At 66.4% G+C, this 16,375-nt stretch carries 20 protein-coding genes; 18 read left to right on the top strand and 2 right to left on the bottom strand.

Annotated elements, in window-relative coordinates; all coding sequences use genetic code 11:
- Positions 1 to 137 precede the first annotated feature (137 nt).
- The 4 genes from KVT39_RS05295 to KVT39_RS05280 are packed head-to-tail and all read left to right on the top strand — an operon-like array spanning position 138 to position 3,210.
- Positions 138 to 1,142: an RluA family pseudouridine synthase gene (locus KVT39_RS05295; RefSeq protein WP_034183085.1), complete on the top strand. Its 1,005-nt coding sequence runs from the start codon at positions 138 to 140 to the stop codon at positions 1,140 to 1,142.
- 5 nt (positions 1,143 to 1,147) lie between these two features.
- On the top strand, positions 1,148 to 1,807 hold the full coding sequence (locus KVT39_RS05290) for an HAD-IA family hydrolase (RefSeq protein WP_034183086.1): 660 nt from the start codon (positions 1,148 to 1,150) through the stop codon (positions 1,805 to 1,807).
- The gene (locus KVT39_RS05285) at positions 1,804 to 2,205 is read left to right on the top strand and encodes a Rieske 2Fe-2S domain-containing protein (RefSeq protein WP_217588069.1); all 402 of its coding nucleotides are present in this window, start codon (positions 1,804 to 1,806) and stop codon (positions 2,203 to 2,205) included. The genes KVT39_RS05290 and KVT39_RS05285 overlap by 4 nt, the downstream gene beginning before the upstream one ends.
- A 12-nt stretch (positions 2,206 to 2,217) precedes the next feature.
- Positions 2,218 to 3,210 carry a S49 family peptidase gene (locus KVT39_RS05280; RefSeq protein WP_217588067.1) on the top strand — a complete coding sequence of 331 codons (993 nt, stop codon included), beginning with the start codon at positions 2,218 to 2,220 and terminating at the stop codon, positions 3,208 to 3,210.
- Between the two features lie 58 nt (positions 3,211 to 3,268).
- On the opposite strand, the gene KVT39_RS05275 is transcribed toward KVT39_RS05280, so the two are convergent.
- Positions 3,269 to 3,991: an SAM-dependent methyltransferase gene (locus KVT39_RS05275; RefSeq protein WP_217588065.1), complete on the bottom strand. Its 723-nt coding sequence runs from the start codon at positions 3,989 to 3,991 to the stop codon at positions 3,269 to 3,271.
- A complete protein-coding gene (locus KVT39_RS05270) occupies positions 3,988 to 4,620 on the bottom strand; it encodes a Maf-like protein (protein ID WP_175748835.1) in 633 nt (210 codons plus the stop codon). The genes KVT39_RS05275 and KVT39_RS05270 overlap by 4 nt, the downstream gene beginning before the upstream one ends.
- Before the next feature lie 210 nt (positions 4,621 to 4,830).
- Here KVT39_RS05270 and KVT39_RS05265 point away from each other — a divergent pair, with 210 nt between their 5' ends.
- The 14 genes from KVT39_RS05265 to KVT39_RS05200 all read left to right on the top strand — a co-directional run bounded on the left by KVT39_RS05265 (position 4,831) and on the right by KVT39_RS05200 (position 16,240).
- On the top strand, positions 4,831 to 5,466 hold the full coding sequence (locus KVT39_RS05265; protein WP_034183091.1) for a DUF177 domain-containing protein: 636 nt from the start codon (positions 4,831 to 4,833) through the stop codon (positions 5,464 to 5,466).
- 98 nt (positions 5,467 to 5,564) lie between these two features.
- A complete protein-coding gene (gene rpmF, locus KVT39_RS05260; protein ID WP_006759765.1) occupies positions 5,565 to 5,744 on the top strand; it encodes a 50S ribosomal protein L32 in 180 nt (59 codons plus the stop codon).
- Positions 5,745 to 5,873: 129 nt separating this feature from the next.
- Complete coding sequence (plsX, locus tag KVT39_RS05255; protein WP_034183092.1) at positions 5,874 to 6,980, top strand: phosphate acyltransferase PlsX; 1,107 nt, start codon at positions 5,874 to 5,876, stop codon at positions 6,978 to 6,980.
- Positions 6,981 to 7,970: a beta-ketoacyl-ACP synthase III gene (locus KVT39_RS05250; protein ID WP_034183093.1), complete on the top strand. Its 990-nt coding sequence runs from the start codon at positions 6,981 to 6,983 to the stop codon at positions 7,968 to 7,970.
- Between the two features lie 83 nt (positions 7,971 to 8,053).
- Positions 8,054 to 8,986: an ACP S-malonyltransferase gene (fabD, locus tag KVT39_RS05245; RefSeq protein ID WP_034183094.1), complete on the top strand. Its 933-nt coding sequence runs from the start codon at positions 8,054 to 8,056 to the stop codon at positions 8,984 to 8,986.
- A 36-nt stretch (positions 8,987 to 9,022) separates the two neighbouring features.
- Positions 9,023 to 9,772, top strand: a complete 750-nt coding sequence (gene fabG / locus KVT39_RS05240) for a 3-oxoacyl-ACP reductase FabG (RefSeq protein WP_217588063.1) — start codon at positions 9,023 to 9,025, stop codon at positions 9,770 to 9,772.
- A gap of 144 nt (positions 9,773 to 9,916) precedes the next feature.
- On the top strand, positions 9,917 to 10,156 hold the full coding sequence (gene acpP, locus KVT39_RS05235; RefSeq protein ID WP_004197638.1) for an acyl carrier protein: 240 nt from the start codon (positions 9,917 to 9,919) through the stop codon (positions 10,154 to 10,156).
- 164 nt (positions 10,157 to 10,320) lie between these two features.
- The gene (gene fabF / locus KVT39_RS05230; protein WP_175748837.1) at positions 10,321 to 11,553 is read left to right on the top strand and encodes a beta-ketoacyl-ACP synthase II; all 1,233 of its coding nucleotides are present in this window, start codon (positions 10,321 to 10,323) and stop codon (positions 11,551 to 11,553) included.
- Between the two features lie 12 nt (positions 11,554 to 11,565).
- Complete coding sequence (locus tag KVT39_RS05225) at positions 11,566 to 12,030, top strand: hypothetical protein (protein WP_105390719.1); 465 nt, start codon at positions 11,566 to 11,568, stop codon at positions 12,028 to 12,030.
- Between the two features lie 91 nt (positions 12,031 to 12,121).
- Entirely contained in the window at positions 12,122 to 12,721 is a 600-nt protein-coding gene (rpoE, locus tag KVT39_RS05220; protein ID WP_034183098.1) for an RNA polymerase sigma factor RpoE, read from the top strand.
- 86 nt (positions 12,722 to 12,807) lie between these two features.
- Entirely contained in the window at positions 12,808 to 13,425 is a 618-nt protein-coding gene (locus tag KVT39_RS05215; protein ID WP_034183099.1) for a sigma-E factor negative regulatory protein, read from the top strand.
- A 5-nt stretch (positions 13,426 to 13,430) separates the two neighbouring features.
- On the top strand, positions 13,431 to 14,483 hold the full coding sequence (locus KVT39_RS05210; protein WP_131947317.1) for a MucB/RseB C-terminal domain-containing protein: 1,053 nt from the start codon (positions 13,431 to 13,433) through the stop codon (positions 14,481 to 14,483).
- Positions 14,484 to 14,499: 16 nt separating this feature from the next.
- Positions 14,500 to 15,996, top strand: coding sequence for a DegQ family serine endoprotease (locus KVT39_RS05205; protein WP_034183101.1), 1,497 nt, complete (start codon positions 14,500 to 14,502; stop codon positions 15,994 to 15,996).
- Positions 15,997 to 16,003: 7 nt separating this feature from the next.
- Positions 16,004 to 16,240 carry a glutaredoxin family protein gene (locus KVT39_RS05200; RefSeq protein ID WP_034183102.1) on the top strand — a complete coding sequence of 79 codons (237 nt, stop codon included), beginning with the start codon at positions 16,004 to 16,006 and terminating at the stop codon, positions 16,238 to 16,240.
- Positions 16,241 to 16,375: the final 135 nt, after the last annotated feature.

Below are 16,375 nucleotides of genomic sequence, written 5' to 3'. Positions count from 1 at the left end.
CATCTCTTTGATTAGGGGCGAGCAGCGGACCCCCGGCGCAAGTAAAATAATGGTTTCCGCTTGCACCTTGCCCGACTCGGTCGGGGCCGGCCGGTCAGGCCACCCTCAACGTCAGGCTGGGCAAAATTATATTCAGTATGAATGAGTTAGGCAAAATATCCCAGAATTCGGTCGCAAGCGGCCAGGTATCGATGATCGAGATCGACGAAAACTCGGCCGGTCAGCGGATCGACAACTTCCTGTTGCGCGTCTGTAAAGGCGTGCCGAAAAGCCATATTTACCGGATCCTCCGCAGCGGCGAAGTGCGCGTGAACAAGGGCCGGATCGATGCGCAGTACCGTCTCGCCCTCGGCGACGTCGTCCGCGTGCCGCCCGTGCGCGTGGCGGCGGCGGACCTCGCGCGCGCCGACACGCCCATCGTGCCGCCCGCGAAGTTCGACGTGCTGTACGAGGATGACGCGATGCTCGTCATCGACAAGCCGGCCGGGGTCGCCGTGCACGGCGGCAGCGGCGTCGCGTTCGGCGTGATCGAGCAGATGCGCCAGGCGCACCCGCGCGCGAAATTCCTCGAACTCGTGCACCGGCTCGACCGCGAGACGTCCGGGATCCTGATGCTCGCGAAGAAACGCACGGCGCTCGTGGGCCTGCACGAACAGATCCGCGAGAACCGGATGGACAAACGTTACTTCGCATGCGTCCACGGCGAATGGCAGCCCGACTGGGGGCGCCGCCGCGCGGTGAAGGCACCGCTGTTCAAGTATTCGACCCCGGAAGGGGAGCGCCGCGTGCGCGTGCAGGACGACGGGCTGCCGTCGCATACGGTGTTCAACCTCGTCGACCGCTGGCCCGACTACGCGCTCGTCGAAGCGGAACTCAAAACGGGTCGGACCCATCAGATCCGCGTGCACCTCGCGCATCTCGGCCTGCCGATCGCCGGCGACGCCAAGTATGGCGATTTCGCACTGAACAAGGCGCTGGCGCGCGCGAATGCGCAGCCGTCGTTGAAACGGATGTTCCTGCATGCGCACCGGCTGCGGCTCAACCATCCGCTGACCGGCGAGGCGCTGCAATTCGATGCGCCGCTGCCGGACGAATGCCGGCGCTTCCTCGACCAACTCAGCGCACTGCGCGATACCGCCTGAACCGCATGGCTCGACAGCAATTTGACCTGATCGTCTTCGACTGGGACGGCACGCTGATGGATTCGACTGCGCACATCGCGCACAGCATCCAGGCCGCATGCCGCGATCTCGGCCTGCCCACGCCATCCGACGAGGCGTCGCGCTACGTGATCGGCCTCGGCCTGCGCGATGCGCTGCAGGTTACCGCTCCGACCCTCGATCCGTCCGACTATCCGCGGCTGGCCGAGCGCTACCGTTATCACTATCTGCTCGACGACCAGCGCATCGAGCTGTTCGCCGGCGTGCGCGAGCTGCTCGCCGAGTTGCGCGATACGGGCTACCTGCTCGCCGTTGCAACCGGCAAGGGGCGGGTCGGGCTGAATCGCGTGCTTGACCAGTCGAAGCTGACGAGTGTGTTCGACGCGACGCGCTGCGCGGACGAGACATTCTCGAAGCCGCATCCGGCGATGCTGCACGAGTTGTCCCGGGAATTGGGGCAGGACCTCGCGCGCACCGTGATGATCGGCGACACGACGCATGACCTGCAGATGGCCGCGAGCGCCGGAGCGGCCGGCGTCGGTGTCGCATACGGCGCGCACACGGCCGATGCGCTGGCTGCGCTCGCGCCGCGCTTCGTCGCGCCGGACGTCGACGCGCTGGCCGCGTGGCTGCGGGAGCACGCATGAGCGCGGCGCCGGACGCCGTGCGCGTGTGCGCATCGGACGCGCTGGCCGACGGCGGCGCCGGCGTGCGCGTCGACGCGACGCTGCGCGGCGAGCAGGCCGTCGTGTTCTTCGTGCGCTACGACGGTCGCGCATACGGTTACCTGAATCGCTGCGCACACGTGCCGATGGAGCTCGACTGGTCCGAAGGGCAGTTCTTCGAGTCGTCGGGCCTGTACCTGATGTGCGCGACGCACGGCGCGATCTACGCGCCGGATACCGGCAAGTGCGTCGGCGGCCCGTGCCGCGGCGGCCGCCTGCGGCCGGTCGAGGTCGACGAACGCGACACGCCCGACGGGCGTGCGGTATTCTGGGTGCCCGACGCCGACCTGCGTCCCGCTCCTATCGCCACGACCGACTGACGACAACACTGCATGGCCGACCAACCGAATACCCCCGATTCCTCCCCCCGTCCCGACAGCCGTGAACCGAACTGGGAGCGCGCGGCGCTCGAGCGGATCGCGCTCGCGGCCGTGAAGGAACAGCGCGCGGCGCGGCGCTGGAAGATTTTCTTCCGCTTCGCGTTCCTGGGCGTGTTCGTGCTGCTCGCGTTCGCGCTGATCGATTTCTCGAGCGATTCGAAACTATCGTCGAGCGGGCGGCATACGGCGCTCGTGACGATCGACGGCGAGATCGCGGCCGGCGTCAATGCGAATGCCGAGGACATCAACACGGCGCTCGGCTCCGCGTTCGACGACGACGGTACGGTCGGCGTCGTGCTGCGGATCAACAGCCCGGGCGGCAGCCCCGTGCAGGCCGGCATGGTCTACGACGAGATCCGGCGGCTGCGCGCGAAGCATCCGGACAAGCCGCTGTACGTCGTCGTGACCGACATGTGCGCATCGGGCGGCTATTACATCGCGGCCGCGGCCGACAAGATCTTCGTCGACAAGGCGAGCATCGTCGGGTCGATCGGCGTGCTGATGGACGGTTTCGGCTTCACCGGGCTGATGGGCAAGCTCGGTGTCGATCGGCGCCTGCACACGTCAGGCGAAAACAAGGGCTTCTACGATCCGTTCTCGCCGGAGACGCCGAAGATGGACGCGCATGCGCAGGCGCTGCTCGACCAGGTGCACGCGCAGTTCATCAAGGCCGTGAAGGAGGGCCGCGGCAAGCGTCTGCATGAGACGCCCGACATGTTCTCCGGCCTGTTCTGGACCGGCGAGAAGAGCGTCGAACTCGGGCTCGCCGACGGCTACGGCACGACCGACACGGTCGCGCGCGACGTGCTGAAGGCGCCCGATCTCGTCGACTATACGGTGAAGGAAAGCCTGACGAACCGCGTCGCACGCAAGTTCGGCGCGGCCGTCGGCGGCGCCGCGATGAAGGCGCTGACGGCCGGCGGCGCGTCGTTCAGCCTGCGCTGACCGGCGACGGGCAAGGGGCGTCCGGCGGGCCATGATGGCCCGCTGGCCGGCCGCGGCTTCAGTTCGCGAGCAGCAGGAAGATCGCCGGACGCTTGTGCAGATTCGGCGCAGGCGCCTTTTTCCAGTCCGCCACGGTGCGGCTCGCGATCGTCTCGGTCGCGAGGGTCAGGTCGGCCGCGACGCAGATCTGCGTCGACGGCGCGCAGGTCGCAATCAGCGTGTCGAGCATCGCGTGATTCCGGTACGGCGTCTCGATGAAGATCTGTGTCTGGCGCGCCTTGCGCGACAGCTGCTCGAGTTCGCGCAGGCGTTTCGCGCGCGCGGCCGCGTCGACCGGCAGGTAGCCGTTGAATGCGAAGCTCTGGCCGTTCAGGCCCGACGCCATCAGCGCGAGCAGGATCGAACTCGGTCCGACGAGCGGCACGACCTTCACGCCGCGCTCGTGCGCGCGGCGTACCAGCAATGCGCCGGGATCGGCGACGGCCGGGCAGCCGGCCTCGGACACGAGGCCGGCGTCCGCGCCGGTCAGCACGGGCGCGAGCAGCCGGTCGATTTCGCCGGCCGGCGTATTGACGTTCAGCTCGCGGATCTCGATTTCCTGGATCGGACGCGTCGTGCCGATCTTCTTCAGAAAGACGCGCGTCGTTTTCGCGTTCTCGCCGATGTAATAGCCGAGCGTGCCGGCGCGTGCCTGCACGGCTGCGGGCAGCACGGCGGCGAGCATCGATTCGTCGCCGTCGCCAAGCGTGTTCGGGACGAGATAAAGCGTGCCGGCCGTCATGTGCGGTCTCCACGGGTGGTTGCAAACAGCGGATATTCGGCGGCGCGCAGCATCCGCGTGAGCGCGATCAGCGGCAGGCCGACGAGCGCGGTCGGGTCGTCCGAGTCGATCGCGTCGAGCAGCGCGATGCCGAGCCCTTCGGATTTAGCGCTGCCGGCGACGTCGTACGGCGTTTCCGCGCGCAGGTACGCGTCGAGTTCGGCCTCGGGCAGCGAGCGGAAGCGCACGCGCGTGATGATGTCCTCGACCTGCGCCTCGCCCGTGCGGCTGTCGTACAGGCAGAGTGCGCTGTGGAATTCGACTTCGCGGCCCTGCATCGACACGAGCTGCGCGAGCGCGCGCTCGTGCGTGCCGGGCTTGCCGATCTGGAGCCCGTCGAAGGTCGCGACCTGGTCCGACCCGATCACGAGCACGCCGTCCGGCGCGTCGATCGTCGCGGCGACGGCACGCGCTTTCGCGCCGGCGAGGCGCAGGGCGGTCGCGGCCGGAGTTTCGCCGTCGAGCGGGGTTTCGTCGAGGTCGGGCGACACGACGTCGAACGGTACGCCGAGGCGCTCGAGGAGCGTGCGGCGGTAGCGGGAACTGGAGGCAAGAATCAGCCGCGGCGGGCGGCAAACGGTATCCGGCATGGTCGGTTGGATCGGTGAGTCGTCGGGTGTTGTGCGGACGCAAGCTTAAGTGATTGACCGCAAAAGGTAAAACAGGTATGCTTTCCCGCTTTTCGTCGGCAGGCTTACGTGGTGGCGCCTGCCGGGTCTTCGGAAGTAAAGTACGTACCCGTACGTGAGTGAGCGGCGCCAAGCCGGATCCCGCAAGTCAGCCTGTAGGCAGGAGCGCACATGAACACTTCTTCTGGCAAACCTGCGGCGCCGCTTGATCCGCACGCGGTCGATCTGTTCGAGTTCGCCCGCAGCGGGCGACAGGCAGCAGGGGCGGTGCGCCTCTCGCAACTGCCGCGCATGTTAAACGAAGTGCCGGCGGACGCGCCAGATCGCGACACGGTCTTCACGTGGCAGGCGGAAGGGTTCACGCAGAAGGAATTGCAGGACGACGGCGCCGATGGGCAGCAGCCGTATCTGCGCCTCGCGGTGCATGGCCAGGCATGGCTCACGTGCCAGCGCTGCATGACCCCGTACGACCAGGCGTTCGGCGTCGACATGGTGTACCGCGTCGTCGCGACCGAAGAAGAAGCTGAAGAATTTCCGCTCGACGACGATGAAGCCGATGTGATCGTGGGCTCACGCCAGTTCGATCTCGTCGACTTGATCGAAGAGGAGTTGCTGCTTTCGTTGCCGCTCGTGCCCAAGCACGAGGTTTGCCCGGCAGTTCACGAAAGCCTCGTGTCGGGTGCGAGCGGTCCTGAGGAAGAGGCGGGCGAAGAGTCCGACGAAGCCGCGGACGAAGGCAAACGGCCGAATCCGTTCGCAGCGCTGCAAGCGCTGAAGAAGGACGGTGACGGCACCAAGAAACACTAAGCAGTTGTGGCGCGGGAAGGCGTAAGGGCTTTGGGCCAGGGTAGTTAAGCGCCGGATCGGGCTGTGTTAGAATCCGGAAAATTATTTAGGAGTTAGTCATGGCAGTCCAGCAAAACAAGAAGTCGCCGTCGAAGCGCGGCATGCATCGTTCGCACGATTTCCTGACGGCAACGCCGCTGGCAGTCGAGCCGAGCACGGGTGAAGTGCACCTGCGTCACCACGTCAGCCCGAACGGCTACTATCGCGGCAAGAAAGTCGTCAAGACGAAGAACGACTAAGCGTCAAGTCACGCGTTGCGCGCTACGTTCGCCGTTCGCGTGACAACTGGTTCGCTTGACACTTTCCTGGCGCAACAAAAAGGCGGCATTCAACTGCCGCTTTTTTGTGCCTGAAATTCGTCGCATTCCATGACCGTAAAGCTCACAATCGATTGCATGGGAGGCGACCACGGCCCGTCCGTGACCGTTCCCGCGGCAGTCAAGTTCGTCCGCGCGCATCCCGATGCGCACCTGATGCTCGTCGGCATCGAAAGCGCGATCCGCGCTCAGCTCAAGAAGCTGAAAGCCCTCGACGATCCCGCGCTGACCATCGTGCCCGCCACCGAAGTCGTGGCGATGGACGACCCTGTCGAAGTGGCGCTGCGCAAGAAGAAGGATTCTTCGATGCGCGTCGCGCTCAACCACGTCAAGGAAGGCGCGGCGCAGGCCTGCATCTCCGCCGGCAATACCGGCGCGCTGATGGCCGTTTCCCGTTACGTACTCAAGACGCTGCCCGGCATCGAGCGGCCCGCGATCGCGTCCGCGCTGCCGAACCCGACCGGCTACACGATGATGCTGGACCTCGGCGCGAACGTCGACTGCGAGCCGCAGCACCTGCTGCAGTTCGCGGAGATGGGGCACGCGCTGGTGGCCGCGCTCGAAGGCAAGGAGCGGCCGACGATCGGCCTGCTGAACATCGGCGAAGAAGTCATCAAGGGCAACGACACGATCAAGCGCGCAGGCGAGTTGCTGCGCGCCAGCACGCTGAATTTCCGCGGCAACGTGGAAGGCAACGACATCTACAAGGGCACCGTCGACGTGATCGTGTGCGACGGCTTCGTCGGCAACGTCGCGCTGAAGACGTCCGAGGGGCTCGCGCAGATGCTGTCCAACATCATCCGTGAGGAGTTCGGCCGTTCGCTGATGTCGAGGTTGATGGCGCTGCTCGCGCTGCCTGTCCTGATGCGTTTCAAGAAGCGCGTCGACCACCGCCAGTACAACGGCGCGGCGCTGCTGGGGCTGAAGAGCCTCGTGATCAAGAGCCACGGTTCGGCCGATGCCTACGCGTTTGAGTGGGCGATCAAACGCGGGTATGATGCGGTCAAAAACGGCGTGCTGGAGCGCCTCGCGCGCGCGATGGCGGACAATTCGGCGTCGCTCGGCGACGGCGAGCACGACGCGGGCGGCGCGGGCCATGCAAGCCCGGCCGCAGGCCCTCACGCCGAACCCTCCGCTGCGCAATCCTCTAAAGCATAAATGGCCCAATCGACTCTCTATTCCCGCGTGCTCGGCACGGGCAGCTATCTGCCGCCCGACCGCGTCACGAACCAGCAGTTGACCGATCGTCTCGCGAAGGAAGGTATCGAGACGAGCGATGAATGGATCGTTGCGCGCACGGGTATCCATGCGCGTCATTTCGCCGCACCGGACGTCACGACGAGCGATCTCGCGCTCGAGGCGTCGCGTCGTGCGATCGAAATGGCCGGTATCGATCCGCAGTCGATCGACCTGATCATCGTCGCGACTTCGACCCCCGATTTCGTGTTCCCGAGCACCGCGTGCCTGCTGCAGAACAAGCTCGGCATCAAGAACGGCGGCGCGGCATTCGACGTGCAGGCCGTGTGTTCGGGCTTTGCGTACGCGATGGCGACGGCCGACAGCTTCATCCGCAGCGGCCAGCACCGCACGGCGTTGATCGTCGGCGCGGAGACGTTCTCGCGCATCCTCGACTTCAAGGACCGTACGACCTGCGTGCTGTTCGGCGACGGCGCGGGCGCGGTGATCCTGTCCGCGTCGGAAGAGCCGGGCGTGCTCGGCAGCGCGCTGCACGCGGACGGCAGCTATTCGCATATCCTCTGCACGCCGGGCAACGTGAATCGCGGCGTGATCGAGGGCAGCGCGTTCCTGTACATGGACGGGCAGGCCGTGTTCAAGCTCGCGGTCAACGTGCTCGAGAAGGTTGCGATCGAGGCGCTTGCAAAGGCGAATCTCGCGCCCGAACAAATCGACTGGCTGATTCCGCACCAGGCCAACATCCGCATCATGACCAGCACCTGCCGCAAGCTCGGCCTGCCGCAGGAACGCATGGTCGTGACGGTCGACCAGCACGGCAACACGTCGGCCGCGTCGATCCCGCTGGCGTTCGACACCGCGGTACGCGACGGCCGCATCCAGCGTGGCCAGCACGTGCTGATCGAAGGTGTCGGCGGCGGCTTCACCTGGGGCGCGTCGGTCTTCCGCTTCTGATCCGCGGCGCGCGATTGCTGCGCGCGGATCCCATCGGCGCGCCGTTCGTGCGCGCCGTCCGAATCGATTCAATTGGGGACGATATGAAATTTGCATTCGTTTTTCCGGGGCAGGGCTCGCAGGCAGTCGGCATGCTCAACGCATTCGCCGATCTGGCCGTCGTGCGCGAGACGCTCCAGGAGGCGTCTGACGCACTCAATCAGGACCTCGGCAAGCTGATCGCCGAAGGCCCGGCCGAAGAGCTGAATCTGACCACCAACACGCAGCCCGTGATGCTGACCGCCGCTTACGCATGCTACCGCGCGTGGCAGCAGGCAGGCGGCCCGGCGCCGTCGATCGTCGCCGGCCACAGCCTCGGTGAATACACGGCGCTCGTCGCGGCGGGCGCGCTCGCGTTCAAGGACGCGGTGCCGCTCGTGCGCTTTCGCGCGCAGGCGATGCAGACGGCCGTGCCGGTCGGTCAGGGCGGCATGGCCGCGATCCTGGGCCTCGACGACGACACGGTGCGCGCGGTGTGCGCCGAAGCCGCGGAAGCGGGCGTCGTCGAAGCGGTGAACTTCAATGCGCCCGCGCAGGTCGTGATTGCAGGCAACAAGGCCGCCGTCGAGAAGGCGTGCGAGATCGCGAAGGCGAAGGGCGCGAAGCGCGCGCTGCCGCTGCCGGTGTCGGCACCGTTCCATTCGTCGCTGCTCAAGCCGGCATCGGACCAGTTGCGCGACTATCTCGCGAACGTCGACGTGAAGGCGCCGCAGATTCCGGTCGTCAACAATATCGACGTCGCCGTGGTCGGCGATCCGGCCGCGATCAAGGACGCGCTGGTGCGCCAGGCGGCAGGCCCGGTGCGCTGGGTCGAGTGCGTGCAGCACATCGCCGGCACGGGCGTCACGCACGTGATCGAATGCGGTCCGGGCAAGGTGCTCGCCGGCCTGACGAAGCGCATCGACGGCAACCTGACGGGTGCGTCGGTGTTCGATCCGGCGTCGCTCGACGAAGCGCTCAAGCTGGTGACCGCCTGACGCGGCGCCTTTTCTCAAGAGACGGATATTCGATTCATGGAAAAGACTCTCGATAAACAGGTTGCGATCGTGACCGGCGCGTCGCGCGGTATCGGCCGCTCGATCGCGCTCGAACTCGCGCGCCTGGGCGCGATGGTGATCGGCACGGCGACGAGCGAATCGGGCGCTGCCGCGATCACCGCGGCGTTCGCGGAAGCGGGCGTCACGGGCCGCGGTGCGGTGCTGAACGTCAACGACGCGGCGGCCGCCGAGGCGCTGATCGACGCGACCGTGAAGGAATTCGGCGCGCTGAACGTGCTCGTCAACAACGCGGGCATCACGCAGGACCAGCTCGCGATGCGGATGAAGGACGAGGACTGGGACGCGGTGATCGACACCAACATGAAGTCGGTGTTCCGCCTGTCGCGTGCGGTGCTGCGCCCGATGATGAAGGCGCGCGGCGGCCGTATCATCAACATCACGTCGGTGGTCGGCTCGGCCGGCAACCCGGGTCAGGTCAACTATGCTGCCGCGAAGGCCGGCGTCGCGGGCATGACGCGTGCGCTTGCGCGCGAGATCGGCAGCCGCGGCATCACCGTGAACTGCGTCGCGCCGGGCTTCATCGACACCGACATGACGAAGACGCTGCCGGAAGAACAGCAGGCCGCGCTCAAGACCCAGATTCCGCTCGGCCGCCTCGGCAGCCCGGAAGACATCGCCCATGCCGTCGCGTTCCTCGCATCGCCGCAGGCCGGTTACATCACCGGCACGACGCTGCACGTGAACGGCGGCATGTACATGTCGTAACGATTTTCGTTTACTATCCGCGCCGTATCCCGTTTTTCAGGCGGATCGGCGCTTGATCGGCCATCAAGCCAACGCGCGTTTTGGCGTCAGCAAACCTGATAAAATGCGCGCACTTGTAAATCTGAACTTTCCCTCGGAGGGGTAATGGACAACATCGAACAACGTGTCAAGAAGATCGTCGCTGAACAACTGGGCGTCGCGGAAGCCGAGATCAAGAACGAAGCTTCGTTCGTGAACGATCTGGGCGCCGACTCGCTCGACACGGTCGAGCTGGTGATGGCTCTCGAAGACGAGTTCGGCATGGAAATCCCGGACGAAGAAGCAGAGAAGATCACGACCGTTCAGCAAGCGATCGACTACGCTCGCGCAAACGTCAAGGCGTAAGCGCCTTTCGCGCTTGTTCGCCACGTCGCCGCGATCTTCGCGATTGACGCGCCATCCTGCCGGCTTCGCGCCGGACGGACTAACAGCCACAGGGCTCGCAGGGCTGGTTCCTGTGGCCACTGTGGCTTTTGTTTTTGTCATCCAATAATGGAAAAGAGGTTACCGTGAGCCGCCGTCGTGTTGTTGTTACAGGCCTGGGGCTGATTTCGCCTGTTGGCAATAATGTTGCCGACGGTTGGGCCAATCTCGTCGCCGGCAAGTCCGGTATCGCCACCGTCACGAAGTTCGATCCGTCGAACCTCGCCGTGCATTTCGCGGGAGAGGTGAAGGGTTTCAGCGCCGAGGAGTACATCCCGGCGAAGGAAGCCCGCAGCATGGATACCTTCATCCATTACGGCATCGCCGCCGGCGTGCAGGCCGTCAAGGACAGCGGGCTGGAAGTGACCGAAGCCAATGCGGAACGCATCGGCGTGCTGGTCGGTTCCGGCATCGGCGGCCTGCCGATGATCGAAGATACGCACCAGACCTACGTCGATCGCGGCGCGCGCCGGATTTCGCCGTTCTTCGTGCCTGGTTCGATCATCAACATGATCTCGGGTCACCTGAGCATCATGTTCGGCCTGAAGGGCCCGAACCTCGCGGCCGTGACGGCCTGCACGACCGGCCTGCACAGCATCGGCCTCGCGGCACGCCTGATCCAGGCCGGCGACGCGGACGTGATGGTCGCGGGCGGTGCCGAGTCGACGGTGTCGCCGCTCGGTATCGGCGGTTTCGCGGCCGCGCGTGCGCTGTCGACCCGCAACGATGATCCGGCCACCGCGTCCCGTCCGTGGGACAAGGATCGCGACGGCTTCGTGCTGGGCGAGGGCGCAGGCGTGATGGTGCTGGAAGAGTACGAGTCGGCGAAGGCGCGTGGCGCGAAGATCTACGCGGAAGTCTCGGGCTTCGGCATGACCGGCGACGCGTACCACATGACCGCGCCGAACATGGACGGCCCGCGCCGCTGCATGGTCGCGGCGCTGCGCGACGCTGGCGTGAACGCGGACGAGGTCCAGTACCTGAACGCGCACGGCACGTCGACGCCGCTGGGCGACAAGAACGAGTCCGACGCGGTGAAGGCTGCCTTCGGCGAGCATGCGTACAAGCTCGTCGTGAACTCGACGAAGTCGATGACGGGCCACCTGCTGGGCGGCGCGGGCGGCCTCGAGTCGGTGTTCACGGTGCTGGCGCTGCACAACAACGTGTCGCCGCCGACCATCAACATCTTCAACCAGGACCCCGAGTGCGATCTCGATTACTGCGCGAACACCGCGCGTGACATGAAGATCGACGTGGCCGTGAAGAACAACTTCGGCTTCGGCGGTACCAACGGCACGCTGGTGTTCAAGCGCGTCTGACGCTGAAATCGCTTGACGAGTCCATTCGATGCTCCGGCCGGGCGTCCGCAGCGCTTTGCGTTGCGGGCCTCGGCCGTGTCGTATGTCGTGCTGGCCGCGTTCGTCGCGTCGGCTGCCGCGTCGGCGTACCTGTTCTGGACGCCGCGCGCGGGCGCTGCGGCCGGCGCATGCGTGTCGGCCGCGACGGCCGCGCTGCTGGCCGTGTGCGCCGCGCGGGCCTGCGCCCGCCGGCTGCCGGCCGAGTTGCAGATCGACGCATTCGGGGAGGTTGCGGCGTTTGGCCGCACCGGGCGGCTGCTGGCCCGCGGCCGTGTGACGGGCCATGCGCACTGGAGCAGCCTGCTGCTCGTGCTGTCGGTCGGGCAGGGCGCCCGGCGGGCCCGGCCGCTGCTGATTCCGGCCGATGCGCTCGACGCCGCGTCGTTCAGCGCGCTGTCCGTGCTGGCGAGAACCGCGGGCGCGGCGGGGCGGGCATGACGGCGGCGCGGTTACCGACCGTAACCAGCGGCCGGTGCGGGAACGCTACAATAGCGCTCCACGTTGCATCCCTAGTTAATGGATTTGTCAGGTGAGTGAAAAAGAAATTGATCAGGTTCTGGTCGAGCGCGTACAGAAGGGCGACAAGGCAGCGTTCGAACTCCTGGTCTCCAAATACCACCGCAAGATCATTCGGCTGATCTCGCGCCTCGTGCGGGATCCCGCCGAGGTCGAGGATGTAGCCCAGGACGCGTTCATCAAGGCGTACCGTGCGTTGCCGCAATTTCGCGGCGAATCGGCGTTCTACACGTGGTTGTACCGGATTGCCGTCAATACGGCGAAGAACTACCTTGCGACGCAAGGCCGCCGCGCACCGACCTCGACCGAGGCCGATGCGGAGGAAGCGGAAACTTTCTCCGACGCAGACCAACTAAGGGATATCAACACGCCTGAGTCGATGTTGATGAGCAAGCAGATTGCCGAGACGGTCAACGCTGCAATGGCCGCCTTGCCCGAAGAATTGCGCCAGGCGATTACGCTGCGCGAGATCGAGGGCCTGAGCTACGAAGAGATCGCGGAAATGATGGGCTGTCCGATCGGAACGGTCCGGTCGCGGATTTTCCGTGCTCGCGAGGCAATCGCTGCCAAATTGCGTCCGCTGCTCGATACGCCCGAAGGCAAGCGCTGGTAAGCGCGATGGGCGGAACGACGCGGGTCGGGGTCTAGTAACGGATAGAGTCGTGAAGTCACGACGGGGTGTGCAAGATGGGGAGCATCATGGGGTCGGTCAATACGCAGTCGCAGGCGTGCTCGCGCGGCGAGCGCCTTTCCGCGCTGGTCGACGGCGAAATGTTCGATGGCCCGGATCACGGGCAGTTTCTGGCTGAGCTCGACCGCGCGGATCGCGCTGCGTGGGCCCATTACCACCTGATCGGCGATGCGCTGCGCTCGGACGAGCTCGCGTTGTCGCCCGCGCTGAGCGTCGCGTTCACCGCGCGCATGTCGGCCGCGCTCGAGAGCGAGCCGCACCTGCTCGCGCCGGCGGCTGCGCCGGTCGCGCGCAAGCTGCTGTCGCTGCGCCGGCGCGTCGTGCCCGCGTTCGCGGTGGCCGCCGCGGCGGCCACGCTGACGTGGATCGTCGTTCCGCAGCTGCAGACGGCCGGCACGCCGGGCGCCGTCCAGGTCGCGTCGGTCGGTGCGCCGCAAGGCGGCAACCTGCAGCGCGTGACGGTCGCGCAGGCGTCGGCCCAACCGGGGCTGCAGGACGTCAACATCATTCGCGACGCCAGTCTCGACCAGTACCTTGAAGCGCACCAGCAATTCGCGCAGCAGCCCGTCGTCACGGGTTCGATGCCGCTGATCCGCGCTGCCGTGACCACCACGCCAGGCCAATAAACCCGATGCGGACATTGCAGTTGAATCACGCCATCTCCGGATGGAAGCGGCTGCCGGCCCTCCTGCTTTGCGCAGCCGCCCTGTTGTCCGTTCAATCCCTTCCTGCCAGCGCCCAGCAACCGGACGATCCCGTCGCGACCCGCAAGGGCGCCGCGGACTGGCTCGACCGCGTCCAGCAGGCGGCGCAGCAGCAGAGCTACGAGGGCACGTTCGTCTACCAGCGCGGCGGGTATGTCCAGTCGTCGCGCATTGCGCACGTCGCGTCCCGCGACGGCGAGTTCGAGCGGATCGAGACGCTCGACGGCAAGCCGCGCAAGCTGCTGCGGCATAACGACGAGCTGTACACGTTCGTACCCGAACGCAAGCTGTGCGTGGTCGAGCGCCGTCAGACGCGCGATTCGTTCCCCGCGCTGCTCGGCGCGAGCGGCGAACACGTGATGTCCGTCTACGACGCGAAGTTGCTCGGCAAGGACCGCGTGGCCGGGATCGACGCGCAGGTCGTCGAGCTGGTGCCGAAGGATGCCTACCGCTTCACGTACAAGCTTTGGGCCGACACGCGCACGGGGCTACTGCTGCGTTCGCAGACGCTGGATGCGAACGATCACGTGCTCGAACAGATTGCGTTCTCGCAATTGCAGACGGGCGGTGCGAGCGGCGACAAGGCCGCGATCGCGGCCGGCATGCGCAACCTGAGCGGCTGGACCGTCGTGCGCCCGCCGGTCGCGACGGTCGACATGGAGGCGCAGGGCTGGCAGCTCGCGCCGAGCGTCGCCGGTTTCAAGAAGATCCGCGAAGTGCGCCGGCCGATGGCTGCGCGCGATGCGGGCGATCCGCCGATTCCGGTCGATCAGGCCGTCTTCACCGACGGTCTCGCGACGATCTCGGTTTTCATCGAGCCGGCCGAAAAGAATACGCGCAAGGAAGGCGCGGGCAGCACCGGTGCGACGCACGTCCTCGTGAAGCGTCGCGGCGACTACTGGATCACCGTGCTCGGCGAAGTGCCGCCGGCTACGTTGCAGCAGTTCGCGTCTGCCATAGAATACAAGGCTTCCAAGTAACGCTACGGCTTCCGACATGATGAAACACACGCTGCGCAAATGGTTCGCGGCGGCGGCGCTGTCTGCCTGCCTGCCGCTCGTGCCGCATACCGCGATCGCGGTGCCGGCTCCCGCTGCCAGCCTGCCCGACTTCGCCGATCTGGTAGAAAGGGTCGGGCCGGCCGTCGTGAACATCAGGACCACCGCCAACGTGCCGACGAGCAGCGGCCCGCGCGGGGTGCTCCCGCCGGGCTTCGACAACGGCGACATGTCGGAATTCTTCCGGCGCTTCTTCGGCATTCCGCTGCCGCAGGCGCCCGGCAACGGTGGCGGCAGCGGCAACCCGAAGAATGCGCCGGCACCGGACAATCCGCCCGACACCGAGCAGAATCGCGGCGTCGGCTCGGGCTTCATCGTGTCGGCCGACGGTTACGTGATGACCAATGCGCACGTCGTCGACGATGCGGACACCATCTACGTGACGCTGACCGACAAGCGCGAATTCAAGGCGAAGCTGATCGGCGTCGACGATCGCACGGACGTCGCGGTCGTCAAGATCCAGGCGTCGAACCTGCCTGTCGTCGCGATCGGCGACTCGAACAAGGTGCGCGTCGGCGAGTGGGTCGTCGCGATCGGTTCGCCGTTCGGTCTCGACAACACGGTGACGGCCGGCATCGTCAGCTCGAAGAGCCGCAACACGGGCGACTATCTGCCGTTCATCCAGACCGACGTCGCCGTGAACCCCGGCAACTCGGGCGGCCCGCTGATCAACATGCAGGGCGAGGTGATCGGCATCAACTCGCAGATCTACAGCCGTACCGGCGGCTTCATGGGCATCTCGTTCGCGATTCCGATCGACGAAGCGATGCGCGTGGCCGATCAGCTGAAGGCGACGGGCAAGGTCACGCGCGGCCGGATCGCGGTGGCGATCGGCGAGGTGACGAAGGACGTGGCCGACTCGATCGGGTTGCCGAAGGCCGAAGGCGCGCTCGTCAGCAGCGTCGAGCCGGGCGGCCCGGCCGACAAGGCAGGCATCCAGCCGGGCGACATTATCCTGAAGTTCAACGGCCGTCCGGTCGATGCGGCGTCGGACCTGCCGCGCATGGTCGGCGACACGAAGCCCGGCACGAAGGCGACCGTCAGCGTGTGGCGCAAGGGTCAGGCGCGCGATTTGCCGATCACGATCGCGGAGACGCCGGTCGAGTCGACGGCCAAGGCCGAGCAGCGCAAGAACGCGCCGCAGAAGCCGCGCCAGACCAATTCGCTCGGTCTGACGGTCAGCGACCTGACGGCGGAGCAGTTGAAGACGCTGAAGCTGAAGAACGGCGTGCAGATCGACGGCGTCGACGGCCCGGCTGCCCGTGCGGGCCTGCAGCGCGGCGACATCGTGCTGCGCGTCGGCGATACCGACGTCACGAGCGCGAAGCAGTTCGCCGAAGTGACCGCGCAGCTCGATCCGCAAAAGGCGGTCGCGGTGCTGGTGCGGCGCGGCGACAATACGCAGTTCGTGCCGGTGCGGCCGCGCCAGAAGTAACGCGCCGATGTTCACGCTCTACGGCCGCGGCTGGTGCCACCTGTGCGACGACATGCGCGACGCACTGGCGCCGGTGGCGGCCGAATTCGGCGTCGCGGTCGACTATGTCGACATCGACACCGATGCGGCGCTCGTCGCCCGCTACGACGAGGACGTGCCGGTGCTGCTGCTGGACGGCGCGGAAGTGTGCCGCCACCGGTTCGACGACGCGAGGGTGCGCGATGCGCTCATGGCCCGGCGCTGAGCCTGGCCGGTCGCCGGCCGGCGTCGCTTCGCACGGGACTTGGCCCGGCAGGCGCTTCCGGCCGGGCGCTGCGCGGCCCGGCGTCCGAAATACCGCCCGGCGAAGGCCTTTTCGGCTAAAATAAGCCGTTTTTTC

Origin of the sequence: Burkholderia sp. GbtcB21, assembly GCF_019091065.1 — a bacterium.
Taxonomy (GTDB): Bacteria; Pseudomonadota; Gammaproteobacteria; order Burkholderiales; family Burkholderiaceae; genus Burkholderia; species Burkholderia pyrrocinia_C.
This window is presented reverse-complemented; position numbering and strand designations above follow the sequence as displayed.

Bases quoted from the DNA above. Each gene is read 5' to 3' on its own strand.
- plsX (WP_034183092.1), top strand. From the start codon at position 5,874: ATGACCGTAAAGCTCACAATCGATTGCATGGGAGGCGACCACGGCCCG.
- KVT39_RS05285 (WP_217588069.1), top strand. From the start codon at position 1,804: ATGAGCGCGGCGCCGGACGCCGTGCGCGTGTGCGCATCGGACGCGCTG.
- KVT39_RS05270 (WP_175748835.1), bottom strand. From the start codon at position 4,620: ATGCCGGATACCGTTTGCCGCCCGCCGCGGCTGATTCTTGCCTCCAGT.
- KVT39_RS05280 (WP_217588067.1), top strand. From the start codon at position 2,218: ATGGCCGACCAACCGAATACCCCCGATTCCTCCCCCCGTCCCGACAGC.
- KVT39_RS05275 (WP_217588065.1), bottom strand. From the start codon at position 3,991: ATGACGGCCGGCACGCTTTATCTCGTCCCGAACACGCTTGGCGACGGC.
- KVT39_RS05210 (WP_131947317.1), top strand. From the start codon at position 13,431: ATGCGGACATTGCAGTTGAATCACGCCATCTCCGGATGGAAGCGGCTG.
- KVT39_RS05295 (WP_034183085.1), top strand. From the start codon at position 138: ATGAATGAGTTAGGCAAAATATCCCAGAATTCGGTCGCAAGCGGCCAG.
- acpP (WP_004197638.1), top strand. From the start codon at position 9,917: ATGGACAACATCGAACAACGTGTCAAGAAGATCGTCGCTGAACAACTG.
- KVT39_RS05250 (WP_034183093.1), top strand. From the start codon at position 6,981: ATGGCCCAATCGACTCTCTATTCCCGCGTGCTCGGCACGGGCAGCTAT.
- KVT39_RS05290 (WP_034183086.1), top strand. From the start codon at position 1,148: ATGGCTCGACAGCAATTTGACCTGATCGTCTTCGACTGGGACGGCACG.
- KVT39_RS05265 (WP_034183091.1), top strand. From the start codon at position 4,831: ATGAACACTTCTTCTGGCAAACCTGCGGCGCCGCTTGATCCGCACGCG.
- KVT39_RS05205 (WP_034183101.1), top strand. From the start codon at position 14,500: ATGATGAAACACACGCTGCGCAAATGGTTCGCGGCGGCGGCGCTGTCT.
- fabD (WP_034183094.1), top strand. From the start codon at position 8,054: ATGAAATTTGCATTCGTTTTTCCGGGGCAGGGCTCGCAGGCAGTCGGC.
- fabG (WP_217588063.1), top strand. From the start codon at position 9,023: ATGGAAAAGACTCTCGATAAACAGGTTGCGATCGTGACCGGCGCGTCG.
- rpmF (WP_006759765.1), top strand. From the start codon at position 5,565: ATGGCAGTCCAGCAAAACAAGAAGTCGCCGTCGAAGCGCGGCATGCAT.
- KVT39_RS05215 (WP_034183099.1), top strand. From the start codon at position 12,808: ATGGGGTCGGTCAATACGCAGTCGCAGGCGTGCTCGCGCGGCGAGCGC.
- KVT39_RS05200 (WP_034183102.1), top strand. From the start codon at position 16,004: ATGTTCACGCTCTACGGCCGCGGCTGGTGCCACCTGTGCGACGACATG.